This is a genomic window from Kamptonema sp. PCC 6506 (genome assembly GCF_000180455.1).
Taxonomy (GTDB): domain Bacteria; phylum Cyanobacteriota; class Cyanobacteriia; order Cyanobacteriales; family Microcoleaceae; genus Kamptonema; species Kamptonema formosum.
Genome location: NZ_CACA01000312.1, coordinates 24,999 through 40,935 on the forward strand (window position 1 = coordinate 24,999; position 15,937 = coordinate 40,935).

The following is a 15,937-nucleotide window of genomic DNA, read 5'->3' on the forward strand; positions in this document are numbered from 1 at the left end:
TAGAAATTAGTACAAAAATTAAGCTTGACAAATGACCTGAAATTGTTATATCTTACAGGTTAAGTCTTTGCGCGAGAAAAGAGAGCACCTCCCAACGCCTGCTACCCATGCCGCTACCCAACTCCTTCTCCTCCACGGCCACGTCATAAACCCAAACGCCCACTACCCCAAACCCGACCACCCAGAGCGCCGGGAGGTGGCCCAACCATTCTAGGTTATCAAATGTTAGGTTATCATAGCTCAACCATTCTTCTCTCTTCTCTTTCCTCCATCCTACTTTATCACTAAATTTTTCATATATAAAATAATTTGCACGTGGATGTCCGCCCACACTTTCCCAGATTTTCTTTTGAATGCTGAATCCAAAACGTCCTTGACTGTTATCAACCCAAAGCCGATCGATCTGCTTGAGGGTTTCGCTGGGAAAGTTTCTGCATAGCTTCCACCAATCTTTATAGTCTTGCTGCACCATCACTTGATAAAAAATCCAGGCAGTTTCCTCATCAGCTTTTCTCCATTTTTTTTGACTTAAATCATCCTCTAATTGACGGCAAAAATTCTCTGTTGATAATTCATCTTTCAGTTGTCTCAGTTCTGATTCTAAGGCTTTATCTGCTTCTGAATTATCTTGAACTGCCAACATCTCATAGAATCCCTGTCTGAATCGTTCTGGATTTTCTCGATCGGCAAACAATAACCGAAAAATCTCCTGCCACTTTTCCTGACTTTTATTTTGTTGGTTTCCCCATAACTGATGTAATTTTTCATGAGCTTTCTTGTACAAAGAATAAACTTTTGGTGCTTCAGGAAGTCGGATCTGGGGAATTATACGAGGTAAAATTCGAGAGACACGAAAGACTTGGTTTTCTTCTTGAACGTGAGGACTGATTTCCATGAGTCCTAGTTCTTGCGCCCGTTTTAATTGCTGTTGGTAATTAGGAAGAGCAGCACAAACTATTTCTAAAGCTGTCATCGGCACAGGAATTTCATAGATTAGGCAATGGCTAAGAACCCGTTGTAAAGGCTCATCAATAAGCTGATACAGTTCCTCCCAAATAATTTTGTCTTTCCACAGATCGGGACTTTGTTCTAGTTCTGTTAATTTAGCTGCTACATCTGGTTTACCTAAAACTTCATTATTAAGAAATTCCAGTAAACGAGGATTGCCATCGGCGAAACTTAGCGCCCGATCGCGTATATCTTCAGAGAGCTTATCAGGACTAAAATGTTCTAGGCGGTTCAGCTTTTTAGTTAATTCAGCTTTTTCAAAAGGTTTTAAAGCTTGTGGTAAAAAATAATTCAATAAATTAGAATCAAACTCATAGCGACAGGTAATTAAAATCCGATGCCCAGTTCCCGTTTCTTGTATTGCCGAGACTAATGCTGCCAAAATTGTGGCGACTTCAGGCTTAAGGATGTAGTCAGGCTTAAGGATGTATCGATCTTCACGGGGTTCGAGATTCCATTCAAAGTCATCAAGAATCAGGAGAAACGGTTTTTCACCCAGTTCTGCCAATTGATTGAATAAATTAGCGAGTTTAATGTCTAAACTGTCATCGCTAGTGTTTAAATTATTACGAATCTCCCGTAACTCTGGTCTAATTAATTTAGACGATAGCTTTTTTATTAAGTTTGAGGAATCAATTTGTCGCCACCACAGAACTTTTTCATGTTCAGATAGCCGATCCCACAGTCGAGAGGCAATGCTACTTTTTCCCAATCCCCCCATGCCGTGAATTAATACCCCTACTTTGTCATTATCTCCCTTCAGAGTTCGCAAACAGTTCTGTAACTGACGGCGGCGACCGACAAAATCTTCTCTCTTGGCTACTCTTAATCGCTGCTCATCATCCCTAAATTCGCTTGTTGTCGTCGGTTTGGGCAATTGTTTTCGTCCCTTTGTTCTTAAAGGAGTTACTAATGCCTGGGGTAAGATATTGGCCACATATAACCGTAATTTATGCCAATCGCGTGCCTGTTGTTTAATCAGTGTTTGATAGGTAGAAGATAGTGCATCTGTAATCGCTTCCCCCTGAGACAAAAGACAATAAAATTTACTTGCAGCCGCTGTTGCATCGGTATCCCGGACTCTTTCTCCCCATCCTAAAACTGCTGTTCCTCCCATCTTTAATAATTCTTCAGCCATTGAGGGAATTGTCTCATCAGAAGTATAACCTGTCCGGCAACCAGAGAGGAAAATTAAAGGCGGTAAGCGGGATGTCAGTGCTTCATAAATTTCGGGGGTAATGCTATCAACTCGGTTGCCATATTCATCTTCAGTCAAAAAGCAGGGTTTTTCCCCATAATGAGTCGCATGACCTGTTAAATGAAAAACATCAAAATAGCTTCTTTCATATTCCCGAACCACATAACTCAATTCAGTTAAACAACCACTTTCTTCTACTCTCAAGTTCACTGGAGTACGCTGGGTTGTCTCTAAAATTTGCCCTTCCTCAGCTTCATAATCTAATTCGGGTTTAACTCCCAATGGGGAAGTCGCCATAAATAACAGATTAAGAGGACGATTTTGCGGAGAGTTGGCGATCGCGATCGGTTGACCATTAGACACCCACCGCACCGGAATAATTGCAGGTCTTTTCTCTACCAAGAAACAATTACCATCATGCAACAATTCCCAAGGCAACTTTGCCAGTCCTCGATCGGTCGCGATCGCAATTACTAACCCTTCCCGATGGGACTGATTTAAGGCATTAGCTAAAACGCGATCGCTCCGATCTAACCAGTTGTAGAGCGATCTTCCAGTAGTAGCATAATCCACAGGGATACGAGTATAGTAATCTGTTTCTGCTCGCTCGCCTAAATCTTTAATTTCAGCCAGAGGCAATCTGTCTTTGGGTTCTTTGTAATCAGCAGGATTTTCCCAAAAGTAGCGCAAAGAAGCATAATCCTTGCCCTGTTCTCTTAAACTGATGTGAAGGATTTTCATTATTCCTGTGCTAATCGTCGAGAATCTGCTGAATCTGCTCTAATGTAGCATCTTTGAGCAGCAAACGACGATTATTAGAACCAATAATTAGAGCTTTCTCAATTCTTAAGTTTGCCTTTGCCCCTTTAGACTTCTGATATTTCTGATACCATTCATATATCTCTTTAGCAATTGTCACCGTACCACCGGCAATCCCCACAATCGTAGCGATAGTAGCTAGTGTTCCTTCTCGCTCCACTTCATCCACTGTTTCATAACTACCTTGAAGTCCTTCAATTCTCAGCAATTCCTCAGTAGCGCTCACAGCATCTTGACCCTGGATTTCAATTTTCACTGGTGTACCTCTTGATATAATTAACTTGTCGCTCGTCTTCTGTTTCCGCCGGCTATGGATTATCAGCAATTCTTTGCACAACTCTCAAGCTTATACGAAAACTGGGAAAGTCCACAAGCTTACCCCAAATCTCCCCAATTTCAGCAAATAATCAACCAAGTTGAAACCACAACTACAGCCAATGTGATGCAATTACTAAACTTAGCTTTAGAATTTATGCCAACTAATGAAATTTACTGCGAAATTGGCAGTTTCCAAGGCGGAAGTTTAATCGCAGCAATGCTAAACCATCCCGAACATACAGCCTATACTGTCGATAACTTCTTAGAATTCGATCCTTTTGCCGATAACTTTGATAACTTAGCTGAAAATCTATCTAAGTTTAATTTATCAGAACAAGTCCTATTTTGCAATCAGGACTTTGAGGGATTTTTCTCGAACCTCCGAGAAATGCAATCAGCCGACAAAATCGGTGTATATTTTTATGATGCCTCCCAGGATTATCGTTCGCAACTCTTAGCTTTACTTTTAGCTAAACCTTTCCTCGCTGACGAAGCAATCATTATTGTAAATAATAACAACTCGGCGGCGGCGTGTCAAGCTAACTGGGATTTTATCGCCGCTAACCCTCAATGTCAGCTATTACTCGATTTCTCCACCCCTGAATTAATTAACTCTTGGAATGGTTTACAAGTTCTTAGCTGGAATGTTCGTCAAACCGATAATTACGACTGGTCAACTTTTCAGCAAGTCCGCAAGCAAATAGTCATTCAATCAATTTATGAGTTGCAGTCAGATTCAAAAAGAGAACTCGCACAAAATCTCTACAATCAGGGTTTAACACTATATCAAGCTGGCAAATTTACCGCAGCAGAACAGAAATTCAAACAAGCTTTACGCTGGAATCGAAATCAAGTAGAAGTTTGGCATCATCTCGCTATAGTCTATTATATGACAGAGCGTTATCAAGATGCACGAGATATATTGTTCAAGTCTTTAGAAATTGATTCCTCTCAAGCTATCCAATATTATTCATTAGGCTTAGTCTTTGAAAAACTTGGGGATTTTACGCAAGCTGTCTTAGCTTACCAAGAAGCAATCGCACTCAATCCTAACTATGTCGATGCTTACAATAACTTAGGTAATATTTTCTTCAAAGTCGGTCGCCTTAGTCAAGCTGAATCAACTTATCGTCAAGCAATTGCAGTTAATCCAGAACATTATGGTAGTTATTTGAATCTGGCTAATATACTATTAGCACAACAACAAATAGATGCAGCCATATTCGCCTCCGAAAAAGCTCTACAATTAAAATCAGATGATGCGGAAATTATTGCTGCTTTAGAATTTATCCGCCATCTCAAAACTGACAAAAACCAAGCATCGCTTTACTTCGGGAATGATTGCTATCAACGCGGTGAATATCAAGCCGCAATCACTTACTATTACCAATTCTTAGCCAATCAAGCAGGGAATTTAGAATTATACTTTGCCTTGGCTGAATGTCACCAAAAACTCGAACAATATCCAGAGGCTATTCAAATTTACCGTAACGCTATTGACATCTATCCAAAGGTAGCAAATCTTTACCGGAACTTGATTTCAGCTTTGATAGAATCTGGTAACACGAAAGCAGCGATTACTTTGGCAAATCACGCGGCTACCTTATTTCCTGACGATTGGTATTTTAACCCCGGACAGTTGTTAATCCTCCCTGTTATTTACGAAAATTCAGAGGAAGTTACCACTTATAGGAATCAGTTTAGTCAAGGGATACAGCAATTAATTCAACAAACTAATCTTAACACAGAATTAGAGCGGCGAAAAGCCTTAGCATTAATCAGTCAACGCATCAATTTTTTCTTAGCCTATCAAGGTGAAAATGACTTGGAAATTCAGCAACAATACGGTGAATATGCACATCGTGTTATGGCTGCTAATTATCCCCAGTGGGTAAAACCTTTACCCGTTCCTTCTCTTAGTAAAACTGGAAAAATTCGCATCGGTTATATCTCTGGTTGTCTTTGGGGGCACACCGTTGGCAAACTAAGTTTAGGCTGGCTGCGACATCATGATAGTAGTCAATTTGAAATTTATTGCTATCAAATTAATGAAACTCAAGACCAATTTACCCAGGAATTTCGACTATACAGCGATACTTTCCATTATATCCCTGGTAATTTAGAGTTAATCTGCAAACAAATTATTGCTGACGAGTTACATATCCTCGTTTTTATCGAACTCGGTTTGCAAGCACAAATGACTCAGCTTGCAGCCTTACGACTAGCTCCAATTCAGTGTACAACATGGGCACATCCAGTAACTTCAGGACTGCCAACTGTCGATTATTTCCTCTCCAGCGACTTAATGGAACCAGAAAATGCTACAGAACATTATTCAGAGAAATTAATCCGCTTGCCCAATATTGGAATTTCCTACACAAAACCAACTATTCCTATTCTAGAGCAAACTCGCTCTGATTTTAACTTGCCAGAAGAAGCTGTTGTCTATCTTTGTTGCCAAACTCTTTGTAAATACCTCCCTCAACACGATCGCATCTTTGCTGAAATTGCACGGCAAGTTCCCCAAGCTCAATTTGTCTTCATTTCTCGACCGAATGCTGAAATTGGGAAGCTATTTCAAAACCGCCTCCAACAAGCTTTCACTAAGTATGGTTTAAATAGCAAAGACTTCTGCGTGATTTTACCTAGACTAGCTCAGAAAGCTTATTGGAATCTTTATATTTTATCAGATATTTTTCTAGATACATTTAGCTGGTCGGGTGGGCATACAACTTTAGATGCGATCGCCTGCAATTTACCCGTTGTCACCTGTCCGGGAAAATTAATGCGTAGTCGCCATTCTTATGCTATTTTAAAAATGCTAGGCATAACACAAACCATTGCAAAAAATGAAGTAGAATATGTCAAAATTGCCGTCAGGCTAGGAATTGAGGCACAATGGAGGAATAGTATCGCAGAGCAACTGATGCAAAGTCATCATTATCTCTACGATGATAAAAATTGTGTAGCAGCCCTTGAGGCTTTTTATCAGCGTGCAGTACAGGAAGCTCAATTAGCAACTTCCGATATTTCACCTGGTTAAAGCAACATTTTACTAGCAAAACGCTGATTAGCACAAAAACTCCATTCATGCGATCGCGCTGTCCGAACCGTCACCCCGTCCGTGCCTCGAAGCACGAGCAAAGGAAGTAGAATGGGAGTGACTTCCGAAATTCTACTGAGTATAAGTATTAAAATATATACTTATCATCCTCCTCAACTCGTAGTTTTCAGACATGAGCCAAATCTGAGCAACTTTTCACTCTTGGCAATTGCAGTCTATAAACAGCAATTGCGATCGCTGCTATTGCTCAGATGAGAAGGTGACGTTAGAAACTTAACGTGACTTAACATTAGAATCAACCCCAAATTCTTAAATTTGAGCTAACTTAACACTATCAAGCCCCTGTTGCACGATCGAATCCGCAACGCTTCACTTGGGGTAAATTTCGGCATCCAGTTCAGAGTTGCCGACTCGCAACCACAGCAACCAGTTAGATCGAATCGTAAATCGCGTATGAGTCAATCCAGGGAGACAGGGTAAAAATGGGTGTATCAATACTGCCACGCAAAATAGAAATTACAGCTAGCCGGCAACTGTCTGCTAGTGATTCAACTAAATTTCCCGCAGCAGTTCCCGGAAATATTAAACAACCGGCAATGGTCATCCGATTTTGAAAATAGTTCAAGAAAACAGCTTGAACAACATATTATCTCTAAAGCCAATCGCTCCGAAAGCAGACTTTCCACAGCAGCTTTTATTTTCCTACTGGCAAACAGCGTGCATTTTTTGTGAGAAAGGCTACAATCGGAAAGGTCTTGGCAAAATCCGAGAAAAAAACCTCGACGCTTTTACCCAACAATGTTGAGGTGCGAGCGATATATTTTTCTGTAATCATCAAGTAAGCAGAAAAATACCACTAAAATTGAGGGGTGAAACCCTCACCAAACTGTCTAGACACAGACAGACAATGTTCACTACTTATTAATTCTTCGATTCAGGAGCATGAGGAACGCGGCATGATCCAGACTAACAACGTACTCGAAACCAAAATTCAACCTGAGATTGAAACTATCGAGTTACTCGCGAACGCCCGAGGCGTTCTGCCTGAGAGTGAAATAGAACTCTTCATCGACGACGAAGGAGACGATCGCGAAGACTTTTTAGATGCTCAGCCTGAAGAGGACGACGCTAAGTCTGGTAGCAAAGTTGCTAAAGCCCGTCGTCGGGCTCAGGCGAAAAAAAAGCACTATACTGAAGACTCAATTCGCCTTTATCTGCAAGAAATTGGTCGGATTCGACTGCTGAGAGCAGACGAAGAAATTGAACTCGCCCGCAAAATTGCTGACTTGCTTGAATTAGAACGAATTCGAGAGCAACTTTGCGAAGAATTAGAGCGAGATCCCAAAGATAATGAATGGGCTAATGCTGTGGGTATGCCACTGCCCGCTTTTCGCCATCGGCTGCATTTAGGTCGGCGGGCAAAAGATAAAATGGTGCAGTCAAACCTCCGTTTAGTGGTTTCCATTGCCAAGAAATACATGAATAGGGGACTATCTTTCCAAGATTTAATTCAGGAAGGTAGTCTCGGCTTAATTAGGGCCGCTGAGAAATTTGACCACGAAAAGGGTTATAAGTTCTCAACCTATGCAACTTGGTGGATTCGCCAAGCAATTACTAGAGCGATCGCAGATCAATCGCGCACAATTCGCCTGCCCGTTCACCTTTACGAAACCATCTCCCGGATCAAGAAAACGACTAAACTCCTCTCCCAAGAAATGGGCCGCAAACCCACAGAGGAAGAAATCGCTACTCGCATGGAAATGACCATCGAAAAATTGCGATTTATTGCTAAATCTGCACAATTGCCAATTTCCTTAGAAACTCCGATCGGCAAAGAGGAAGATTCACGCTTGGGAGACTTCATCGAATCCGACGGCGAAACTCCTGAAGATCAAGTTTCTAAGAACCTTTTACGCGAAGACTTAGAAAGTGTTTTAGACACTTTAAGCCCTCGCGAACGGGATGTTTTACGACTCAGATATGGGTTAGATGACGGACGGATGAAGACGTTGGAGGAAATTGGTCAAATTTTCAACGTCACTCGCGAACGGATTCGGCAAATCGAAGCCAAAGCATTGCGTAAATTACGTCATCCCAACCGGAATAGTATTCTCAAAGAGTATATCCGGTAATTTTTCCTTCAAGCATCCTCCTATAGAGCGATCGGTATTAGAGCTAGAGATGTTAGCTCTAATACCGATCGCCTAATCAAAAATTTGGGAGTCCCCAAAGGAACTCCCAAACTTCTTGATGTCTAAAATATTGCTAGTTGGAGATTACATCAATCCCCAGAAGTGGAGTACGCCTTGACCAGAAACTAATTCAATAATCACAGCACTAGCGAAGCCAAGCATTGCCAAGCGACCATTCCAATTTTCAGCTCCCTCTGTGAAGCCCCAAGCCCAAATGTTGCGTTTTTCGTCTTGCATGGTGCGAACTCCGTGAATTAACTTTTGTCAACTTATGTAAATTAATGTAACAGGTTTTGGGAAAGATGGCAACTATGGCTAGGGGAAGAGAGGAAGAGGGGCTAGGGGCTAGGGGCTAGGGACTAGGGGAAGAGAGGAAGAGAGGAAGAGAGGAAGAGAGGAAGAGAGGAAGAGAGGAAGAGAGGAAGAGAGGAAGAGGGGCTAGGGACTAGGGGAAGAGAAGAAGAGGGGGAAGAGGGCAATTTAGGGGAAGAGGGCAATAATCAATTGAAAACCACTGTTAAAAACCACTGTATTTCGATGAACGATAAATATTATTCTCTGATAAGTAAATCCACCTAATTTAACGTAAAATACAGATGACTAAAAAGCCGACTGTATAAGCATTCTTCCTTCTTCCCTCTTCCTTCTTCCTTCTACTTAGCGCCCACTGTACTAATTAGTAAAAATTGCTAAACCAGTGTCGGGGTCAAAGAGATGAATTTTATCAGGTGCGATCGCCAGCCAAAGCTTTTCTCCAAGACTAACCGAACGTTCAGACCCAATTCGTACCTGTAACCGGATTTCCCTAGCCTCCGCTAAACAAACCCATAAATAGGTTTCATGGCCCAAAGCCTCAATAATTTCCACTTCTACCAGCAGATTTTTAGTCGCAGGGGGACTAATACTCAAATGTTCCGGCCGAATCCCCAAAATTAGCGATCGCCCGTCATAACTTTGTAACGGCGGAGTTCCCCTACGCGCCATTGCCCAAATCTCAGGTAAAGTGAAACGAAACTGCGGATGAGAAACCAGCAACGGAGCCGTAAACTGCACGGGTAGAAAATTCATCGGCGGCGAACCAATGAATTGAGCTACAAATAAGTTAGCCGGTTGATTGTAAAGTTCGAGAGGTTTCGCCACCTGTTGAATCTGACCTTGATTCATCACCGCAATGCGATCGCCCATCGTCATCGCCTCAATTTGGTCATGGGTGACATAAATAGTCGTAGTCCCCAATTGTCGCTGTAACTGCACAATCTGCGCCCTAGTTTCCGCCCTCAATTTTGCATCTAAATTAGATAAGGGTTCGTCCATTAAAAATACTTGAGGATTTCGAGCCATTGCTCGGCCCAAAGCCACTCGCTGCTTTTGACCACCTGAAAGTTGCTTTGGCAAACGATGTAAAAGAGACTCAATCTGCAACAGTTGAGCAACAATCCGCACCCGCTCATCCACAGCTTTTTCCTGCTCAGACCAATAGCGCAAACCTTTAGGCAACTTTCGCGTCGCTGCGGTTAACAACTCCTCAAATAAAGGATGAAGAGGTGTAGTTTTCCTTCGCAGAGGGGAGGTTTCCATCTTCCTCATCTCCCCTGCTCCCCTGCTCCCCGCTCCCCGTTCCCTGCTCCCCCGCCCCCTGCTCCCCATCTCCCCTGCTTGGAGAAAAGCAAGCCGCTGACCTTGACACCAGCGTGTGGCATCTTTAGCATCAAGAGCGATCGCACCTAAATGTGCCAACGCTGCTGAGGGCGTTATAGGGCAGAAAGTCCCCTGCTGTAATTGTGTTTCTAGTTCCTCAAAAGTAAGGCTCTCGGCTAGATGAAAACCGCTACTTTCAGTGCGAGTCAAAGCCGCTAAAGTTCCGCCTACATTCAAAGCTGCGCCCAAGTCACGAGCGATCGCTCTAATATAAGTTCCAGCACCACAAGCGATCGCCAAATCCAATTCGGGAAAATCCCCCGGCCGCCAGTCCAAAATCTCCAGCCGAAATACCTCCACAGGGCGGGGAGGTACTACCACCGTTTCACCCTTGCGGGCCAAGTCGTACAGGCGTTTTCCCTCCACATGAATAGCGCTGTAATTAGGCGGTATCTGCTGAATTTTTCCCTGGAAACTTGGTAAAGCGGCTTTTACCTGTTCTAGAGTTAAATTAGGCACTGGCTGAGAGCTTAAAATCTCCCCCTGCAAGTCATCCGTAGCCGTCGTCAAGCCAAACCGAACCGTTCCTTGGTAAGCTTTATCATGTCTTAGAAACTGCAACAGCCTAGTTGCCTTGCCCAGAGCTACTGGTAAAACCCCTCCTACTGCGGGGTCAAGAGTTCCCCCATGTCCAACCCGCTTGAGCTTTAAGAGGCGGCGCAGTCGCGCTACGCAGTCGTGGGAAGTCGGGCCAATCGGTTTATTTAGATTAAGGAAACCTTCAAATGTCATTACAAAGTGGTGAAATCGGAAGAAGAAATTGAATTACGCGCAACCCCTGGCAATACAGCTAAAAATTGAACGTCATTGCCATTTATAAGCTGAATAACTGTACTTGGGGCTGTTCCCCCACCCTGAACAATAGTTAGATCGCCAAAGGTGAGGCCTGCACTTAAGCGAATTCTATCCGCGCCGTCGGTAAAATCTGTAATTACATCAGCATCAGCTTCAGTTAAACCACCCGTGAGTCTGCCGATAACAAAGGTATCGCTGCCTTCACCGCCTGTTAAAGTATCTCTACCGCGATCGCCTGATAGGAGATCGTCACCCGCACCTCCAATCAGCGAGTCATCGTCTGTTCCCCCAAATAAGCTATCATCGTCAAGGCCTCCAATCAGGGTATCGTTCCCCGTATTACCAAAGAGCTGATTGTTGCCAACTCCCCCGCTTGCCGAGTCATTGCCTTTACCACCAAAAATAGTGTCGTCACCATCATCGCCGAATAGAGAGTCGCGATCGCTACCACCAAACAGGATGTCATTACCGCCCTCTCCCAGCACCGAGTCATCTCCCGTATCCCCGGAAAGAGTATCATCGCCGCCTAAGCCGTAGAGAGTGTCAAAACTTGCTAAACCAAATATCTGATCGCCACTGCCAGTACCCCGAAGCGAGTCGGGCTCGCTAGTACCGCGAATGATGTTGCCCCCCCCTGGAAGTGTACCTGTATTACCACCAGAACCGTTACCGCCAGGACTGGGCGTTGGCGTTGGTCTTATTGGCTGAGATGGCACTGCTCCTGGCATAGTTCTACCTTAAATATGCAATCATTAAGTATCTTATACCAATTTAATCAAGCTGCCTAGAATAGGCTTCAACAATGAAATTGTTAAAAGGATAGCGAACTGATTTGTAAAGGGTGTGATTTGTTTAACAACTAAACTAAGGGAGTTAAAATAGCAAAAAAGTCTTATAGCGATGAAAATTACCTTTGTTCTTCCTATTGTTAGTCTTACCGGAGGCAGCCGTGTAGTAGCAATTTATGCCAAACTGCTCAAAAAGCGGGGGCATGAAGTATTCATTATTTCCATGCCCAAACAACAACCAACATTTAAGCAAAAAGTCCGATCTTGGATGCGGGGAGAGGGTTGGCCTTCTTCAAGCGATCGCACACCTTCCCACTTCGATAATCTAGGCGTTGAATACCGAGTTGCCGATCGCAACGGCCCCGTTAGCGATGCCGACTTACCCGATGCTGACGTAGTTATCGCCACTTGGTGGGAAACCGCCGAATGGGTGGCGAACTTGTCTCCCGCAAAAGGAGCAAAAGCTTATTTTGTACAGCATTACGAAGTCTTTGACTATCTGCCTAAAGAAAGAGTAGAAGCAACTTGGTCGCTACCTCTGCATAAAATCCCCGTCGCCCAGTGGTTAGTAGATATAGCTGAGACTCGATACGGCGACAGTAACGTTTCCCTAGTACCTCCTAGCGTCGATACCCAGCAGTTTTACGCCCCACCTCGCAGCAAACAACCCATTCCCACAGTCGGAATTATGTATTCAAGCGTAAATTGGAAAGGATGCGACCTGGGGTTAAAAGCTTTCTCGCTAGCTGCTAAGAAAATCCCCAATTTACGCTTAGTTACCTTTGGTAACGGCCAACTATCTCCAGATTTGCCTTTACCCCCCGGTACTGAGTACGAACCTCATCCTTCTCAAAGTCAGCTTAAAGAATTTTATGCTAAATGCGATGCTTGGCTGTTTGCTAGCCGTTCCGAAGGTTACGGGCTCCCGATTTTAGAAGCAATGGCGTGTCGCACGCCTGTCATTGGCACCCCAGCGGGTGCTGCTCCCGAACTATTAGAGGGCGGCTGCGGCATACTGGTAAAACCGGAAGATCCAGAGGATATGGCTAAAGCAATAGAACAGATGTGTCAGTTGTCTGAGACGGAATGGCGAACAATGTCTGATGCTGCCTACGCTAAAGTGACAGGATATACCTGGGAAGATGCAACGGATCTATTTGAAGCTGCACTCTACACAGCAATTGAGCGATCGCATACCTGACTTCAGAATCAATAATCCAGATTACCAGTTAACAATTAGCAATTAGCAATTAGCAATTAGCAATTAGCAAATGTCTTCCTTAATTAGTCTGACATTATATGGATGGATTCTAGTTACCTTATACTTATTTGTGCGGTATCCGCCACAAAGAGCATTAGTAATTAGTTTCGTCGCCTCCACTCTATTTTTGCCGCAAGCATCAATTAAATTACCAGCAATCGGTAGCTATGGTAAAGCAACAGCAGCTTGTTTTGGCTGTCTACTAGCTACTGTAATTTTCCAGCCCGCCCGCCTTAGTTCCTTTAAACCAGGCTGGCTTGACATACCAATGTTAATTTGGTGCTTATGTCCAATTCCTTCACAACTAAGTAATAATCTCAGCCCATTTTCTCCTACTATCGGACAAATTTTACAGTGGGGATTGCCTTATTTTTTAGCTAGAATTTACCTCAATAATTTAGCAGGAATACGGGAACTCTCAATGGGTATTTTCTATGGCGGATTAGTCTACATTCCTTTATGTCTCTACGAATCCCGCATGAGCCCACAGTTACACCGCATAGTTTACGGTTTTACTCCCCGCTTGGATTTTGGACAAGCAATTCGTTTAGGAGGATATCGACCTACAGTATTCATGGAACACGGTTTAGCAGTAGGTATGTGGATGATGGCAGCAGCGCTGCTGGGAATTTGGCTTTGGAAAACTAAAGTTATCAAGAAAGTCGGGAATTTTCCGGCTACCCAGGTAGTAGGAATCTTGACAGTTACGTTTATATTATGTCGCTCCACAGGAGCATATATTTATTTGGCGATAGGAGTAGTTATCTTATTAGTTGGCAAGCAGTTTCGTAATGGTTTGTTGTTGCTTTTGCTAATTGCGGGGATCTCTAGTTACATATATGTTAGTGCTAGCGGTAGCCTTTATACTAATCCTTATGTTATTAACTTTGTCAATACTTCCACTGACCCACAAGACCGCAGTCAATCTCTAGCATTTAGAATTGAAAATGAGGAGATTTTGTCACATAAGGCGCGGGGGCAAATCATGTTTGGTTGGGGTGATTCTGGAGGAAATCATGTAACTGATGAATGGGGGAAAACTATTACAGTTACGGATAGTTTGTGGATTATTGCTTACGGCGTGAATGGTGTAGTTGGACTGATTAGTTTTACGGCAATATTCTTATTGCCACCTTTCGCCTGTGTTTGGTTGCGCTATCCGGCTAGTACCTGGGGCAACCCAAAAGTAGCGCCTGTAGCGGGGATGGCTGTAGTTTTAACTTGCTATATGCTGGACTCTTCCCTGAATGCTTTTCCTAATCCGGTATTCATTCTCGGTAGCGGGGCAATTTCAGGGTTAATACTGAATCCACCGGAATCAATTAAGGTCAAAAAAACGCCATCCCTTGTATCTAAGCCATCGCCAACGTCACGAAGATTTGCTAGATAAGGTTCTAGACAATTTGAAGTTTGTAACGCCGCTGTCCCGGTGGTATCTTGGTATCTTTATCGCCAAAATGGGGGTGTTGCGATCGCAACCCCGCCATAACCAGCTACAAATATAAATAGTAGTAGTTCTGATACGCTCACCAGTCCTACAGTCCCAACTCCCTAGTTCTCCTTATGACGACATCCAAACGCAACTCCTCCGATGCTAAGGCTTCTACAGGGAAGCGAGTTGTTTACTCCGAATTCGGCAACTTTGACAACTCAACCGCAGTAGAACGAGCACTCCCAGAAGTCCCGCCACCTCAGCAAAATATTAGAGTCCAGGCCTCCCGTAAGGGTCGCAAGGGTAAAACTGTCACTGTCATCACGGGATTTCAGGCCAAACCCGAAACTCTAGCAGCATTGCTGAAGCAGCTTAAAACCCAATGCGGTGCAGGGGGTACTGTTAAGGATAGCGAGATTGAGATTCAAGGCGAGCACACCCAAAAGCTTGTTGAAATTCTGACAAAATTGGGGTATAAAGCTAAAATCAGTGGTGGTTAGTGGTTAGTGGTTAATGGTTAATGGTTAGTGGTTAATTGTCATAGCCGTTATATCCGTTAAATCCCCGACACAACTCATTACCAAATTGCTAATTATTAATAGTTAGCTTAACTTAGTTAATCATTTTTTCTCAGTAACAATTGTCAATTGTCAATTACCAATTACCAATTACCAATTACCAATTACTAAATTGTACACGCGACCTTTAGCCCGTTTAATAGAGCAATTGCAACGCTTACCCGGAATCGGCCCCAAAACCGCCCAACGCCTTGCTCTACACATTCTCAAACGACCAGAAGAAGAAATAGAAGCACTCGCTCAATCCCTAATTGATGCTAAAGAACAAGTAGGTTTCTGTGAAGTATGTTTTCATTTATCTGCTGACCCAGTATGCGAAATTTGCCGCAATCCCAACCGTGACAGCGATACTATTTGTGTAGTCACAGATTCCCGCGATGTAATTGCCATTGAAAAAACGCGGGAGTACATTGGTAAGTATCACGTTTTGGGCGGAGTTATATCGCCGATGGATGGAATTGGCCCAGAACAATTAAATATTGAACAGTTAGTGCGGCGCGTGAGTCACGATGATATTAAGGAAGTAATTATTGCTATTAGTCCGAGTGTAGAAGGTGAAACTACCACGCTGTATGTAGGACGTTTAGTTAAGCCTTTTACGAAGGTAACGCGAATTGCCTTTGGCTTGCCGATGGGGGGAGATTTAGAATATGCTGATGAAGTGACTTTAGCGCGTGCTTTAGAAGGGCGGCGACTGTTGGATTAGCTAATATTTTTATCCGGTTTTATCCTAAGAGTTCATCTACGGAAATACTAAAGCATTGCAATACAATCTGAGTAGTAATT

At 43.3% G+C, this 15,937-nt stretch carries 13 protein-coding genes and 1 pseudogene; 7 read left to right on the forward strand and 7 right to left on the reverse strand.

Translation table 11 applies throughout. The annotated features are described in order from the left end of the window. Window positions 1-52: 52 nt before the first annotated feature. Window positions 53-2,947 (reverse strand): GUN4 domain-containing protein, encoded by a 2,895-nt coding sequence (locus OSCI_RS19410; RefSeq protein ID WP_007356807.1) that lies wholly within the window; start codon window positions 2,945-2,947, stop codon window positions 53-55. Between the two features lie 10 nt (window positions 2,948-2,957). Beyond that, complete coding sequence (locus OSCI_RS19415; RefSeq protein ID WP_007356808.1) at window positions 2,958-3,281, reverse strand: hypothetical protein; 324 nt, start codon at window positions 3,279-3,281, stop codon at window positions 2,958-2,960. Between the two features lie 54 nt (window positions 3,282-3,335). Between OSCI_RS19415 and OSCI_RS19420 the strand changes: the two genes are divergently transcribed. Together OSCI_RS19420 and OSCI_RS30210 are read left to right on the forward strand one after the other, a co-directional pair. Beyond that, entirely contained in the window at window positions 3,336-6,386 is a 3,051-nt protein-coding gene (locus OSCI_RS19420) for a tetratricopeptide repeat protein (protein ID WP_007356809.1), read from the forward strand. 111 nt (window positions 6,387-6,497) lie between these two features. Next, the gene (locus tag OSCI_RS30210; protein WP_155523378.1) at window positions 6,498-6,662 is read left to right on the forward strand and encodes a hypothetical protein; all 165 of its coding nucleotides are present in this window, start codon (window positions 6,498-6,500) and stop codon (window positions 6,660-6,662) included. 175 nt (window positions 6,663-6,837) lie between these two features. Here the strand turns inward: OSCI_RS30210 and OSCI_RS30855 are convergent, their stop codons facing one another. Next, window positions 6,838-7,011, reverse strand: a complete 174-nt coding sequence (locus OSCI_RS30855) for a hypothetical protein (protein WP_007356810.1) — start codon at window positions 7,009-7,011, stop codon at window positions 6,838-6,840. 352 nt (window positions 7,012-7,363) lie between these two features. Here OSCI_RS30855 and rpoD point away from each other — a divergent pair, with 352 nt between their 5' ends. Next, complete coding sequence (rpoD, locus tag OSCI_RS19425) at window positions 7,364-8,539, forward strand: RNA polymerase sigma factor RpoD (RefSeq protein ID WP_007356811.1); 1,176 nt, start codon at window positions 7,364-7,366, stop codon at window positions 8,537-8,539. A 144-nt stretch (window positions 8,540-8,683) separates the two neighbouring features. Here the strand turns inward: rpoD and OSCI_RS19430 are convergent, their stop codons facing one another. The 4 genes and pseudogenes from OSCI_RS19430 to OSCI_RS19445 all read right to left on the reverse strand — a co-directional run bounded on the left by OSCI_RS19430 (window position 8,684) and on the right by OSCI_RS19445 (window position 11,820). Continuing rightward, on the reverse strand, window positions 8,684-8,836 hold the full coding sequence (locus OSCI_RS19430; protein WP_007356812.1) for a hypothetical protein: 153 nt from the start codon (window positions 8,834-8,836) through the stop codon (window positions 8,684-8,686). A gap of 435 nt (window positions 8,837-9,271) precedes the next feature. Continuing rightward, complete coding sequence (locus OSCI_RS31635; protein WP_420705292.1) at window positions 9,272-10,246, reverse strand: ABC transporter ATP-binding protein; 975 nt, start codon at window positions 10,244-10,246, stop codon at window positions 9,272-9,274. Window positions 10,247-10,267: 21 nt separating this feature from the next. Next, window positions 10,268-11,029: pseudogene (truB, locus tag OSCI_RS31640) on the reverse strand (tRNA pseudouridine(55) synthase TruB); the annotation flags it as partial. Continuing rightward, entirely contained in the window at window positions 11,029-11,820 is a 792-nt protein-coding gene (locus tag OSCI_RS19445; protein ID WP_007356814.1) for a calcium-binding protein, read from the reverse strand. The pseudogene truB and the gene OSCI_RS19445, both read right to left, overlap by 1 nt. A gap of 172 nt (window positions 11,821-11,992) precedes the next feature. Here OSCI_RS19445 and OSCI_RS19450 point away from each other — a divergent pair, with 172 nt between their 5' ends. From OSCI_RS19450 to recR, 4 genes are all read left to right on the forward strand, one after another. Continuing rightward, a complete protein-coding gene (locus OSCI_RS19450; RefSeq protein WP_007356815.1) occupies window positions 11,993-13,081 on the forward strand; it encodes a glycosyltransferase family 4 protein in 1,089 nt (362 codons plus the stop codon). Window positions 13,082-13,151: 70 nt separating this feature from the next. Then, on the forward strand, window positions 13,152-14,531 hold the full coding sequence (locus OSCI_RS19455; RefSeq protein ID WP_007356816.1) for a hypothetical protein: 1,380 nt from the start codon (window positions 13,152-13,154) through the stop codon (window positions 14,529-14,531). 173 nt (window positions 14,532-14,704) lie between these two features. Further along, the gene (locus OSCI_RS19460; protein WP_007356817.1) at window positions 14,705-15,073 is read left to right on the forward strand and encodes a translation initiation factor; all 369 of its coding nucleotides are present in this window, start codon (window positions 14,705-14,707) and stop codon (window positions 15,071-15,073) included. A gap of 190 nt (window positions 15,074-15,263) precedes the next feature. Then, a complete protein-coding gene (gene recR, locus OSCI_RS19465) occupies window positions 15,264-15,857 on the forward strand; it encodes a recombination mediator RecR (protein ID WP_007356818.1) in 594 nt (197 codons plus the stop codon). The last annotated feature ends 80 nt before the right edge of the window (window positions 15,858-15,937 follow it).

What these genes read in the sequence shown, in the direction of transcription:
- OSCI_RS19410 (WP_007356807.1), bottom strand. Translation starts at nt 2,947, where the DNA reads ATGAAAATCCTTCACATCAGTTTAAGAGAACAGGGCAAGGATTATGCT.
- OSCI_RS19420 (WP_007356809.1), top strand. Translation starts at nt 3,336, where the DNA reads ATGGATTATCAGCAATTCTTTGCACAACTCTCAAGCTTATACGAAAAC.
- OSCI_RS30210 (WP_155523378.1), top strand. Translation starts at nt 6,498, where the DNA reads ATGGGAGTGACTTCCGAAATTCTACTGAGTATAAGTATTAAAATATAT.
- OSCI_RS30855 (WP_007356810.1), bottom strand. Translation starts at nt 7,011, where the DNA reads ATGACCATTGCCGGTTGTTTAATATTTCCGGGAACTGCTGCGGGAAAT.
- rpoD (WP_007356811.1), top strand. Translation starts at nt 7,364, where the DNA reads ATGATCCAGACTAACAACGTACTCGAAACCAAAATTCAACCTGAGATT.
- OSCI_RS19430 (WP_007356812.1), bottom strand. Translation starts at nt 8,836, where the DNA reads ATGCAAGACGAAAAACGCAACATTTGGGCTTGGGGCTTCACAGAGGGA.
- OSCI_RS31635 (WP_420705292.1), bottom strand. Translation starts at nt 10,246, where the DNA reads ATGGGGAGCAGGGGGCGGGGGAGCAGGGAACGGGGAGCGGGGAGCAGG.
- OSCI_RS19445 (WP_007356814.1), bottom strand. Translation starts at nt 11,820, where the DNA reads ATGCCAGGAGCAGTGCCATCTCAGCCAATAAGACCAACGCCAACGCCC.
- OSCI_RS19450 (WP_007356815.1), top strand. Translation starts at nt 11,993, where the DNA reads ATGAAAATTACCTTTGTTCTTCCTATTGTTAGTCTTACCGGAGGCAGC.
- OSCI_RS19455 (WP_007356816.1), top strand. Translation starts at nt 13,152, where the DNA reads ATGTCTTCCTTAATTAGTCTGACATTATATGGATGGATTCTAGTTACC.
- OSCI_RS19460 (WP_007356817.1), top strand. Translation starts at nt 14,705, where the DNA reads ATGACGACATCCAAACGCAACTCCTCCGATGCTAAGGCTTCTACAGGG.